General features: G+C 42.0%; 10 protein-coding genes. 7 read left to right on the top strand and 3 right to left on the bottom strand.

Going from position 1 to position 13,158, the window contains the following annotated elements; all coding sequences use genetic code 11:
• Window positions 1-193 precede the first annotated feature (193 nt).
• A complete protein-coding gene (locus PR675_RS07505; protein ID WP_060561119.1) occupies window positions 194-1,396 on the bottom strand; it encodes an alpha-xenorhabdolysin family binary toxin subunit A in 1,203 nt (400 codons plus the stop codon).
• Between the two features lie 803 nt (window positions 1,397-2,199).
• Here PR675_RS07505 and PR675_RS07500 point away from each other — a divergent pair.
• The 6 genes from PR675_RS07500 (at window position 2,200) to menE (ending at window position 9,353) form a co-directional block, all read left to right on the top strand.
• On the top strand, window positions 2,200-3,531 hold the full coding sequence (locus PR675_RS07500) for an isochorismate synthase (RefSeq protein ID WP_060561118.1): 1,332 nt from the start codon (window positions 2,200-2,202) through the stop codon (window positions 3,529-3,531).
• A gap of 119 nt (window positions 3,532-3,650) precedes the next feature.
• Window positions 3,651-5,324 (top strand): 2-succinyl-5-enolpyruvyl-6-hydroxy-3-cyclohexene-1-carboxylic-acid synthase, encoded by a 1,674-nt coding sequence (menD, locus tag PR675_RS07495; RefSeq protein WP_040133287.1) that lies wholly within the window; start codon window positions 3,651-3,653, stop codon window positions 5,322-5,324.
• Window positions 5,324-6,088: a 2-succinyl-6-hydroxy-2,4-cyclohexadiene-1-carboxylate synthase gene (gene menH, locus PR675_RS07490; RefSeq protein ID WP_014656254.1), complete on the top strand. Its 765-nt coding sequence runs from the start codon at window positions 5,324-5,326 to the stop codon at window positions 6,086-6,088. Before menD ends, menH begins: the two co-directional genes overlap by 1 nt.
• Window positions 6,089-6,100: 12 nt before the next feature.
• Complete coding sequence (gene menB / locus PR675_RS07485) at window positions 6,101-6,958, top strand: 1,4-dihydroxy-2-naphthoyl-CoA synthase (RefSeq protein WP_004921088.1); 858 nt, start codon at window positions 6,101-6,103, stop codon at window positions 6,956-6,958.
• Window positions 6,958-7,929, top strand: a complete 972-nt coding sequence (gene menC, locus PR675_RS07480; RefSeq protein ID WP_060561117.1) for an o-succinylbenzoate synthase — start codon at window positions 6,958-6,960, stop codon at window positions 7,927-7,929. The genes menB and menC overlap by 1 nt, the downstream gene beginning before the upstream one ends.
• Window positions 7,917-9,353 carry an o-succinylbenzoate--CoA ligase gene (gene menE, locus PR675_RS07475; RefSeq protein ID WP_272582714.1) on the top strand — a complete coding sequence of 479 codons (1,437 nt, stop codon included), beginning with the start codon at window positions 7,917-7,919 and terminating at the stop codon, window positions 9,351-9,353. Before menC ends, menE begins: the two co-directional genes overlap by 13 nt.
• Window positions 9,354-9,506: 153 nt before the next feature.
• On the opposite strand, the gene PR675_RS07470 is transcribed toward menE, so the two are convergent.
• Window positions 9,507-10,946 (bottom strand): catalase, encoded by a 1,440-nt coding sequence (locus PR675_RS07470; protein WP_004921082.1) that lies wholly within the window; start codon window positions 10,944-10,946, stop codon window positions 9,507-9,509.
• 298 nt (window positions 10,947-11,244) lie between these two features.
• Here PR675_RS07470 and PR675_RS07465 point away from each other — a divergent pair, with 298 nt between their 5' ends.
• Window positions 11,245-11,793: a YfaZ family outer membrane protein gene (locus tag PR675_RS07465; RefSeq protein ID WP_004921080.1), complete on the top strand. Its 549-nt coding sequence runs from the start codon at window positions 11,245-11,247 to the stop codon at window positions 11,791-11,793.
• 141 nt (window positions 11,794-11,934) lie between these two features.
• Here PR675_RS07465 and tyrP read toward each other — a convergent pair whose 3' ends face one another.
• Entirely contained in the window at window positions 11,935-13,095 is a 1,161-nt protein-coding gene (gene tyrP / locus PR675_RS07460) for a tyrosine transporter TyrP (protein ID WP_230084765.1), read from the bottom strand.
• Between the last annotated feature and the right edge of the window lie 63 nt (window positions 13,096-13,158).

Genomic DNA, 13,158 nt, shown 5'->3' with positions numbered 1-13,158 from the left:
TGAGTTTCTGATTTGCTCATTGAGACTTTCTGCCTGAGTAGCAATCCGTTTTATTCGATTAAAAATGCTCGGATCGTAACTTAGAATGTTATGATTAAAATTATTAATTTTATTAATGAGCATTCTTACCTGATAAAACTCAATAGCAGATAAAACTGGGAAATTTACGGTTTGGTGCATAGTATTACCTTTATTAAGCATGAGAGTAATGTGTCATTTTAATATCAAATAGTTCAATGAGTTGTTCTGAGTAAGTTTGCACAGACGCCCATGCGGTGATAATTTTTTTGAAACGAGCAATAAACTTTAAAAGGTTGGCAGCATTATCAATACGCGCAAAAGTTTCTATTGACTGCTTAATTTCGGTCAAAATAACAAGCCACATATAGTCTAAATGGTCAACTGCTAATCTTGCATCTTTAAAATAGCCTTCAATCTTCTGTAAATGTACTTGAATATCAAAAATAACTTTTTTAATAAAGCGATCTTTATTGAGTTTGTTATTGATTTCAACAATTTCTTTAAGTAATGCGTTTTTTCGATGGCGGACTTTTTCAGCTTTGCTGCCGAATATCCCTCCTGTAATCAGTAATCCAATTAAACCACCAGCAAGGCCTGTAAAGCTTAACTTAACAAAATGGTCATATTCTTTTTCGAGTGTTAATACCTCTTTTTTGAGTAAAGTGACTTTCTCAAAAAGATGTGATTCAGAATTAATATCATCAATAGAATCTAATTGCAAATAAATTGACTTAACTTTAAATAATAAAGAATCAACATGTTGATTATTAGATAAAGCACCTCCAATAATATGTGCTCGAAAGTCAGAAATAGTATTTTTAATCCTAGAAGTTTTATTGGCTTGCATTTTAATATCATCTTGGATGAGATTCAGTATGCTTAATAATTCTGTGGCAATTTGCTGGTCATCATTTTGGTAAGTAAGCCCATCTAGCGCCTCGGCTGACAAGTCGTCAATGCTATTGGCTATTTGCTGTATAATAGGCATATCATTAATGTATTCAATGATTTGATTTCCAGTCTGAACAATATTTCGACTAATCAGTGATAAATTAATAGATTGTTGTTTAACTTCTTGTTCGACACCATCCCAACCGCTGGCATGGGTGTGAATTAATTGAATAACCTCAGTCAGTGCGCTAATTTTTATGGGTAAATCAGTTGATTCATTAATTTTTAGCCATGAATGGATTTCTAATGTTGATGTTGGTAATGAAAGGGCAAAATGGGTATATCGATGAATATTCACTAAATCTTGGTGAGTAAAAATGCCGGCGGGGCGAGCAGAGTGAGGGTCTTGGTTGGTTAATAATGCAAGAGTTGCTGCTCCTATATTCTCTTTTTCAATTATTTTGTCATAAGTTATTTCACTCATAATGGTTCATTTCCAATTAAGTATTGTGGTTGAAATAAAAGGTAGACAACAGAAAATCACAAATATGAGTGATGCGATAAAAATGATAGAGCTAAAAATAGTATTATCTCTAAGCAATTTATCACCCATGATAAAACATTAGATTTGCATTTACCCCGTATAGTTAAGAATAAATTACTTTAAGGAACGCCTAAAAGTAGATACTAAAATATGAAAATATATATTATAAATTGACGACCTAATATAATCGATAATAAATTCATTATGATTAAATGTTGAAATGTCTAATCATAAAAGTGCAGGAAGTTATATTAAATGTTCTAAGATAAAAATATTATGTCACTCTTTGACGCGTTAAGAGAGTGAATAATAAATATTAACTCTGCGAGCATTGTTTTTGTCATATCATTTTTTTATTTTTTAATATCGTAATTATAATTAATGTTTTTTTAGTGTGATGTGACGTATTTGAATACTTACCGTATTGTTACCCGATGATGATTATTTTACTTTGTACAAATATGATTAACAAATAACCATCAAGTAAAAAAACAAAATGGTGTTTTTGTGTGATCTTGAAGATAAAGATTGATATAAGTCAAGTAAATAATTAAAGTTAAATTTTTTAATCTATACAATAAGATGCGTAGTGATTTATTGGTGATGTAATAAAAAATTACTAATACATATTTGATTTTACGAGGCGTAACACCTATTGTCAGAAATAATCAATGTATTAATAAATTATATTGCACTATATAATTATCGATAGTCTTTGTTGAGTGTGGCAGTAGGGATCTAAAGTGGTATATAAAAAAATAGATAATTTAATAACTGAAATTCTTCATCAACTGTCAACATTGGCATTGGGCAATCAAGAATTCATACGTCTACATTGGCAATTGGATGGTCACTCTACATTTCCTGGGTTAGCTTGGCTATCGGCTCAATCCTGTTATCCGCAGTTCTATTGGTATCAGCGCACGGGAACGGATGAGTGTAGCGCTCTGGGAACCGTATATGAATTTAACGCAATCACTGAGGCCGAACAGTTTTTGTCTTTACATGCCCAGTATCCCGATATGCGTTTATGGGGCTTAAATGGTTGGAACGCGGTTGGTGAAGGAATTTCATTGGCCGATAAACAACAGGCAACGTTTTACTTTTTACCGCGTTTAGAAATTTTTCGCGTTCGTTCATCAATATCAGTCTATCTTAATATCAAAGGTGAAGATGACCGTTTAGCCGCAATCGCATTTTTAAAGCAGCTCAAGCCAGCGGCAACATTGCCACCTTTAAATACACAAATTATCGGTCATGAACATTTCCCTGAAAAGGCGCAGTGGTGCCACCTATTAAATAAAGCTATCACGAAAATGAGAGTGGGGGAGATGGAAAAAGTTGTGATGGCGCGTGAAACGAAATTGACGTTGTCACAACCCGTTTCTGTGGCGGAATTTTTAGCGGCAAGCCAACGAGTTAATTTTCAATGCTACCATTTTATGATGGCATTAAGCCAAGAAACAGGTTTTCTGTCCTCAACACCGGAGCGTTTGTATCTACGACAAGGTACACAACTCAATTCGGAGGCACTTGCAGGTACAGTCGCGAATCATCCTGATGACGCGATTGCTGCTGAAAAAGCAAAATGGTTGATGGAAGACAGTAAGAACCAACACGAAAACTTAGTGGTCGTGGACGATATTTGCCAGCAGTTACAAGGTATTGTAACGGGTATTGATGTTTCACCCGCGAAAGTGATTCGCCTACGCAAGATCCAACACCTCTATCGTTCGATTGCCGCAACTTTAGTGTCACCTTCAGACAGTGAATGTTTACAGCGTTTACAACCTACTGCTGCGGTATGTGGGTTGCCGAGAACGGTTGCTCGTCAATTTTTAACGGAACATGAGCCTTTCTCGCGCCGCTGGTACGCTGGAACGGGAGGTTTCGTTAGCTTAAATAAAAGTGAGTTCGCCGTGTCCTTACGCTGTGCTCAAATTGAACATCAGCGGTTGTCATTGTTCTCGGGGGCTGGGATTGTCAGTGATTCTGATCCGGAGCAAGAATGGATTGAAATTGAAAATAAAGCTGCGGGGCTTAAATCTCTACTTGAACCCCCTGAAAAACCATAAATATAATATGGTTATTTTTCTTTTGGTTTCAATTAGTTCACTAAAAATTGTTCTAAGATCAAGAAATTTATATCAAGCGCATTACACTTACTGATAATAAACAACTTATTGAGCTCATTATGTCGAATTCTGTTTTTAATATGCGTTGGGCTGAGATTATTATCGAAGCACTCACCCGCCACGGTATGAAACATATTTGTATTGCGCCTGGTTCTCGCTCTACACCTTTGACGTTAGCAGCAGCGAATAACAATAAGCTTCACTGCCATACTCATTTTGATGAAAGAGGCTTGGGGCATCTAGCTTTAGGTTTAGCAAAAGCAAGCCTTGAGCCTGTCGGCGTGATCGTCACTTCAGGAACCGCAGTGGCTAACCTCTATCCTGCCCTAATTGAAGCCGGACTGACTGGCGAAAAAGTCATTTTTTTGACGGCAGATAGACCGCCGGAGCTTATCGATTGTGGCGCGAATCAGGCTATTCGCCAAACACATATCTTTGCGTCACACCCATCACAAAGTTTGATGTTACCCCGACCAACGCGTGATATTTCGGCGAAATGGTTAGTCAGTGCCATTGATAATGGGATGAATCAACTACACCACGGCGCTTTCCATATTAACTGCCCATTTGCTGAGCCGCTGTATGGTGAAACGGAAGGAGATTATGAATGGCAGCAACAACTTGGCGATTGGTGGCATTCTAATTTACCTTGGTTAAGCGAGCCTTTAACCAACACCGTTGCCCATATTTCTGACTGGTATTTTTGGCGTCAGAAAAAAGGGGTTGTTATTGCGGGTCGTATGAATAGTCAAGATGGTGAGCGTGTTGCAAACTGGGCGAAGGAACTTGGCTGGCCGTTAATTAGCGATGTGTTGTCACAAACAGGGCAACCTTATCCTTGTGCAGATTTATGGTTAGCTCATCCACAGGCCAAAGCGCGACTTAATGAAGCTGAACTGGTGGTACAATTCGGCTCGAGCTTAACAGGAAAACGCCTACTTCAATGGCAAGCGCAGTGCCATCCACAAGAATACTGGATCATTGATACGATCCCAGAACGCCTTGACCCCGCTCATCACTACGGACGTAAATTAACATGCTCAATTAAAGGGTGGCTTGATGCTCATCCCGCTCAACCAAGAGGGGCTTGGTGTGAAGATCTTTACTCGTTGGCTGAGCAGACACAACGGCATGTGAGTACAAAGTTACGCAATCACTTTTCTGAAGCCGCGATTGCGCATCAATTACCAGCGTTACTGCCGCCAAAAGGGCAGTTATTTGTGGGTAATAGTTTAATTGTTCGGCTAATTGATGCTTTGGCGCAATTACCCGTGGGTTATCCGGTTTATAGTAATCGGGGAGCCAGTGGTATCGATGGTCTAATTTCAACAATGTCTGGTGTCCAGCGGGCAACCACCAAGCCGACCTTGGGGATTGTTGGTGACCTTTCGGCACTGTATGACCTCAATAGCCTCGCTTTATTGCGAGCGCCTTCAGCGCCAACGATTTTAATTGTGGTGAATAATAACGGTGGGCAGATATTTTCTATGCTACCTACGCCTGAAGCGGCAAGGCAGCAATATTATTGTATGCCACAAAATATTCACTTTCAGCATGCGGCACTGATGTTTGGCTTGCAGTACGCAGCACCTAAAGATTGGCTCTCTCTAAAAACCACGGTTGAACAATTTTGGTATAACCAACAAGGGACATTGTTGATTGAATTAAACACCGAGAGTGACGAAGGTGCGCGAACTTTAAAACAGTTACTTGATGAGGTAGGCAGTTTCTGATGTTAGCGGCTTATCGACACAATGAACATCATTCGGGGCCTTGGTTAGTGTGGTTACACGGGCTGCTCGGTAGCGCCGATGAATGGCTGCCGATGGTGGAACTGTGCCCTAACTTCCCGTCATTGCGTGTTGATTTGCCCGGTCATGGATTATCTCAGTCTATAAGCTGCCAAAGTTTTGCTGATTTTGATGAGCAGTTGGTTCAACTTTTACAACATCATGGTATTCAACATTATTACCTTATTGGATATTCGTTGGGTGCACGCCTTGCTATGCATACGGCTTGTTATCGCCAACCAGCAGGTTTAAGTGGGTTGGTAATTGAAGGAGGAAATGTTGGGCTAAATAGCTCATCGGAGCGGGAGTCTCGTTACACCAACGACCACCATTGGGCGCAACGTTTTCGCCACGAGCCGATTTGCCAAGTGTTAAATGATTGGTATCAACAACCCGTATTTGCACATTTAACTGCGAGCCAACGCCAACAATTAATCTTGTTAAGACAGCACAATAACCCCTTAGCTGTCGCTGATATGTTAGAAAGTACCTCTTTGTCTAAACAGCCTTTTTTGGTGGACAAACTGTATCAGCTTACGATGCCATTTCGCTACTTTTGTGGTGAACAAGATCAAAAATTTCGAAGCGTTTCGCAACAATATGCTTTGCCGATTACGCTAATTAATAATGCAGGGCATAATGCTCATCGGGAAAATCCGTATGGCTATGCCACTGCACTTCATCATTTTTTATCACACTGTGGTTAAAGGAACTTGATAATGATTTATCCTAGCGAAGAAAAACTCTATGCCCCAATCGAATGGCAAGATTGCTCAGAAGGGTTTGACGACATTCTCTATCACAAGTCGTCAGAAGGGATTGCAAAGATTACGATTAACCGTCCACAGGTGCGTAACGCATTTCGACCACAGACCGTAAAAGAGATGATCCAAGCGTTAGCTGATGCGCGTTATGACGATAAAATCGGTACTATTATCTTGACGGGTGAAGGCGAAAAAGCATTCTGTGCAGGGGGAGACCAAAAAATTCGTGGGGATTACGGCGGGTATCGTGATGAAAGTGGTACTCACCATCTCAACGTCCTAGATTTCCAACGCCAAATTCGTACTTGTCCAAAACCTGTTGTGGCGATGGTGGCTGGCTTTGCTATTGGGGGTGGGCACGTATTACATATGATGTGTGACCTAACGATTGCCGCGGATAACGCGATTTTTGGTCAAACAGGTCCTAAAGTAGGCTCTTTTGATGGTGGCTGGGGTGCATCCTATATGGCACGCATTGTTGGTCAGAAAAAAGCGCGTGAAATTTGGTTCCTGTGCCGCCAGTATAACGCTCAAGAAGCATTGGAAATGGGCTTAGTGAATACGGTTGTACCATATGCCTCTCTTGAAAAAGAGACCGTACGCTGGTGTCGTGAAATGCTTGAAAATAGCCCAATGGCACTACGTTGTTTGAAAGCGGCACTCAATGCAGATTGTGACGGTCAGGCAGGCCTACAAGAGTTGGCTGGCAATGCAACTATGCTGTTCTATATGACAGAAGAAGGTCAAGAAGGACGCAATGCGTTTAATGAAAAACGTGCGCCAGATTTCTCTAAATATAAGCGTAATCCATAATGCGTAAGGCAACACTTTACGCGTTTAGCCTGCCGATGGAGGCAGGCGTTATCCTGCGCTACCAACGCCTGAAAACTCGCGATGGGTTGTTGGTTCGCTTACAAGAAGGGAATAATGAAGGGTGGGGGGAAATATCACCGCTCCCCGAATTTAGCCAAGAAACGCTGGCGGAGGCAACAGAAGAAGCCAAACATCGGCTTGCCGAGTGGGTAAGTGGTAAGCCACTAGCGGAAAGCCTGTTACCGTCGGTAGCTTTTGGTTGTAGTTGTGCATTGGCCGAATTATCGGGGGAACTTCCTGAGCAAGCCGACTACCGCAAAGCACCATTGTGTAGTGGTGATCCTGATGACTTGATTTTGCGTCTAAGTGCAATGGAAGGCGAAAAAATCGCTAAGGTCAAAGTCGGCTTGTATGAGGCGGTACGTGATGGCATGGTGGCGAACCTATTACTGGAAGCGGTGCCTGACCTAAAATTACGTCTTGATGCTAATCGTAGCTGGACGCGTGCAAAAGCAGATGGCTTTGCGAAATATGTTAACCCTGCTTATCGCGATCGTATTGACTTCCTTGAAGAGCCTTGTAAAACACGGGAAGAATCACTGCAATATGCCGCAGATACTGGCATTGCCATTGCATGGGATGAAAGTGTGCGTGAGGCTGGTTTTAGGGTGGAGCCTCAACCGGGAGTTGCGGCGATTGTGATCAAGCCGATGTTAACTGGTAGCCTTGCTTATTGCCGCCAATTAGTCACAGAGGCTCATCATCACGGTCTGCAAGCGGTGATCAGCTCATCGATTGAAAGTAGTTTTGGTTTGACTCAGTTAGCGCGCATTGCTAATGCATTAACGCCTAATACGCTACCGGGGTTGGACACATTAGATTTGATCCAGTCTCAACTGATACGCACGTGGCCAAATAGTTCACTTCCAGTGAAGCAATTAGATGAATTGACTATCGAATGGCAGAGTTAGTATTTTTCCAAGACTGGCCTTGGCAACATTGGGCCAGTCATCGACCTGAAGCAGTGGCATTAATTACCGATATTGAGCCATTGACATGGGAACAACTGAATCAACGAGTGATGAGGCTCGCTTATCACTTTACTCAACAGGGTTTACGTGACGGACAAACCGTAGTGTTGCGCGGTAAAAATAGTGTAGAACTGTTATTGAGCCAACTTGCAACATTGTATTGTGGGGCGAAAGTTTTGCCTCTTAACCCTCGTTTACCTGAGTCTTTACTGGCAGAACTGTTACCACATCTGAATATTGATTTTGCTATCGATTTTGATGATGGTTTACTGGCTAAGTTTACTTACCCAATTTTAGCCGTGTCAGAGCGAGCGGTAACGGCGCATGAGTGGGAACACCATCTGCCTCACTTTTCTCATGCGAAGACCCAACCCGCCACTTTGATCTTAACATCTGGCTCTACGGGGTTACCAAAGGCGGCAGTGCATAATGTGCTTGCTCACCTCGATAGTGCAAATGGTGTGTTACAGGCGATGGATTACCAACAGCATGATTGCTGGCTGCTTTCTTTACCGTTATTTCATGTTTCAGGGCAAGGTATTTTATGGCGTTGGTTGCTGCGCGGAGCGCAACTAGCAATACGCTCAACACCGCTTATCGAAGCATTACAAACGGTTACCCATGCGTCTTTGGTTCCGACACAATTGTGGCGGTTACTCAATCAAACGGAAACATTATCACTATCTTTAAAACAGGTTTTACTTGGTGGCGCGACGATCCCGACTGCATTGACTGATCTTGCCTCACATAGAGGCATTGATTGCTGGAGTGGTTATGGTATGACAGAAATGGCTTCGACCGTCTGTGCAAAACGTGCAGATGGTAAGAAAGGGGTTGGCCTTCCACTTAAAGGGAAACAGTTGCGCTTAGTCGAGGGAGAAATTCAGGTCCGTTCACAGAGCCAAGCGATGGGATATTGGTTTGATGGAAAAATGATGCCATTAAAAACCACCGAAGGTTGGTTCAAAACCAATGATAGAGGCGTATATATCGACGATGAGTATCATGTGATCGGGCGGCTGGATAACTTATTTATTAGTGGTGGAGAGTGTGTTCAACCGGAAGATATTGAAGCGGTGATTAATAACCATCCAGCGGTGAGTCAAAGCTTTATTATTCCAATTGATGATGTGGAGTTTGGTCAAAGGCCTGTTGCCGTGATTGAGTTCAGCGATAAATGTGAATTAGACACCATTCAAGGTTGGCTAAAAGGCAAACTAGCGCCTTTTCAATATCCTGCTCATTTTTTTCTATTAGAGAATAGCTTAAAAGGAAGCGGTATTAAGGTATCGCGCCAGCAAGTGAAAAATTGGGTGTTACAGCAACCCGACCTTATTCAGTCAAAAGAGAATTCAGGACTGTAGTTTATCTATTTTTGATGAAAACAGGGGTGATAAAGCATCGTCAGAGTTAGATGGGCTTGTTTCGTCAATAGTGTAAACTAATCACTAATTTCCGGCATGGCTCATAATAAACATCAGGCTCAAGATAAGAGCCTGACGTTTAACTAAGCGTGATTATTTAAGGGCATTTAACGCTTTTTCTACGCCTGCACCATATTCAGGGTGAACTTTTTTGAACAGGTCAATTTGGCGTTTTTGTGTCTCTTCAGAAGCCTCAATCAACTCTCCTGCAAGACGTTTGAACATGCGTTGATGCTCTGCATCATCAAGCAGTTCATATAATGCACGCGGCTGGCTGAAATAGTCTTCATCTTCGCGATGGTTCCAATGATCAGCTGCACCTTCAAGCGTCAATGGTGGTTCACTGAAATTAGGCTGCTCTTGGAACATACCTGCACTGTTTGGTTCATAGGTCACACCATTACCACTGTTACCATCAACACGCATTGCACCATCACGATGATAGTTATGGAATGGGCAACGTGGTGCGTTAACAGGGATCTGGTAGTGGTTAACACCTAAACGATAACGCTGAGTGTCGCCATACGAGAACAAACGACCTTGCAACATTTTATCCGGAGAGAAACCGATACCTGGAACAATATTTGCTGGGTTAAAGGCAGCTTGCTCAACATCGGAGAAATAGTTAGCAGGGTTACGATTTAATTCAAAGTAACCGACATCAATTAATGGATAGTCTTTGTGAGGCCATACTTTAGTCAGATCAAAGGGATTATAAGGCACTTTTGACGCTTCGGCTTCTGGCATCACTTGAATTTGTAGCTTCCAGCGTGGGTAGTCACCTTTATTGATGGCATCAAACAGGTCACGCTGAGAACTTTCACGATCTTTACCGATGATCGCTTCTGCTTCATCATCCATCAAGTTCTCAATGCCTTGCTGACTACGGAAGTGGAATTTAACCCAGAAACGTTCATTTTTATCATTGATAAAGCTATAAGTATGGCTACCAAAACCGTGCATATGACGGTAGCTACGAGGTATACCTCGGTCACTCACGTCAATGGTCAATTGATGAAGTGATTCTGGTAAATGAGAGAAGAAATCCCATTTATAAGCCATTGAACGCATATTACTGTATGGGCAGCGTTTAACCACGTGGTTCAAATCCGGAAATTTCAGCGGGTCACGCAGATAGAACACAGGGGTGTTATTACCAACCAGATCCCAGTTACCTTCTTCTGTGTAAAATTTTAATGCAAAACCACGGATGTCACGCTCAGCGTCTGCCGCACCACGTTCACCGGCAACTGTTGAAAAGCGTGCGAACATATCCGTTTGTTTACCGACAGCAGAAAAGATATTTGCACGGGTATAACGGGTAATATCATGTGTAACAGTAAAAGTACCGAATGCGCCTGAACCTTTAGCATGCATACGGCGCTCAGGAATAACTTCACGGTCAAAATGGGCTAATTTTTCTAAAAACCAAACATCCTGTAATAGCATAGGGCCGCGAGGGCCTGCCGTCATCACATTATTATTATCAACAACAGGTGCGCCAGATGCAGTCGTGAGACCTTTCTTTTTCATCACAATACTCCAGTAAGTTATAGACAATAAAACTAAAAAATGCATTTATTTCGTTCGAAATATAATGCTTTCCATGCATAATGCCTTATTATCATTGGATTATAGTTGATTAGTTAAAGTATAACTAATACATAGTACCAATTACTGTGATAACTGATTAAAAATCAATAGGAATACTCAGCGTCGTTGTGAATGGTGTTGTTTTAATGACTGAAAAGTAAAAAACAGTAATAACTACTGAGAATTGGATTTATATATTGTAGTATGACTAAATAACTTCTATTAATGGGGCAATGATATGCGTAAAGGATTATTTCTCGTTGCAGCGGCAGCATCATCAATGATGTTCGTCGGGGCTGCACAAGCTGTTTCTGTTAATGCGAATGTGGGTAAGCATTATACTGAACTCAATGCAGGCATTGGTACTAAAGGCGCAGGCCTTGCATTTGATGGCTCATGGGCGCGTAGTGATCATGATGGTCAAATGGGTAGCTTAGGCGCAACCTTTGGTTTGCCTCTAGGTCCATTTTCAGCCTATGTTGGTGGTAAAGCCTTATATTTATCACCTGAAGACAATAAAGATGGCATGGCGCTAGCAGGTGGAGCCGGTCTTGGATGGCAAGTGATGCCTTCTTTGAATATTTATGGTGAAGCTTATGGTGCTCCGGCATCATTAACATCGGGAAGTCAATCTTATACCGAAGCAAAAGTCGGCGCACGCTATACTGTATTTAAACCGCTTTCAGTTGATGCAGGCTACCGTGTCATCGATATTAAAGGTACGCATGACAACCCAAGCAACAAAATTGCTGACGGTTGGTATGTGGGAGCAGGTCTAAGCTTCTAATTACTGGTTGTAATATAGCGGAACCCGTACAGTTTGGAGTGACGCTATAAAATCGGATATCAAAAGCCCCCCAATAGTTGGTTGCTATTGGGGGGCTTTTCCGTTTAGTGAACGGTACGAGCTTTGTTTTTGACGCTAAATTTAGCCTACATTAGGTAGGTAGCCCGCAACGATAGCAAATTGAATAATGATCACTGCAAAACCGCATAATAAAACCAGACGGAGTAGAGTAGAGCCGCCTTTAACTCGGTAATGAGCTTGCTTATCGATAGGTTTTTCAACGGCTCTAACTTGCATTGTCAATAATGCGGGGATGATCAGGGCTAATACAGACAATGCAACCGCTGCATAAGTTAACGCCTGTACGAAACTACTAAAAAATAACGCTGCTAATAACGGAGGTAAAAAAGTTAATAAGCCTGTCTGAATACGCCCAATGAGGCTATCATTCCGTTTAAATAAATCAGCAAGGTAATCGAATAAACCAAGAGCAACCCCTAAAAACGATGTGGCTAGCGCTAAATCCATAAACAGATTAACGGCAATATTAACGCGTGGAGCCGTAACGACATCACGAATGGCGGTGAGTAAGCCATCTAGGCCAGACTTTTGCGCCAAAATCCCTAAAAATGTGTTAGAAGGGATCGACCCTAAAGTGGCTATCTGCCACAAGATATAGGCAACTAAAGGGATCGCACTCCCTGTAATGAAAATGATACGAAGTTTACGCACATCGCCATTCATGTAATTCACAAGGCTAGGCACGCTACCATGGAAACCAAATGAGGTGAAGATGACTGGCACTGCCGCCAGCAGTAGCCCTTTTTCAGCAGGCATACTGCCTAAGTTGACGGTTTCAACGTGGGGTAACATAACAGCCAACATAATGACTAAAAAGATAATTTTAGCTGTAAATAGTAGGCGGTTAATAAAATCGACAGAGTGCGTACCAATACAAACAACAGCACCACCGATAAGCGTAAATAAGATAATTGATGTTTTGGTCGACAGATGAATATCCCACCACGAGAGTAGGCTGTTGGAGATCAGGACACCCGCGCCACCAATATAAGCGGTAGTCAGCGCGTACATCAGAAGTAACATACTTAAGCCTGTGACGATTTGTCCAATAGGCCCAAGGTATTTTTTCGCGATTGATCCCAAGCCCATATCTGGTGGATTGTATTGATAAACCTCAACGAGCAGTAATGAGGTATAACTCATTAACATCCATAGGCCGACAAGTAGGCATGCAATACCTGTGAAACCGACACCCGCAGCGGCAAGTGGCATAGCCAGCATCCCTGCACCTATTGTTGTTCCTGCAACGATTAAAACGCTACCTAGCGTGCGATTTTTCACAAA

Source organism: Providencia sp. PROV261 (assembly GCF_028477945.1).
Classification (GTDB): domain Bacteria; phylum Pseudomonadota; class Gammaproteobacteria; order Enterobacterales; family Enterobacteriaceae; genus Providencia; species Providencia stuartii.
Note: the sequence above shows the minus strand (reverse complement) of the source record. Positions and strands in the feature narration are given on the sequence as shown.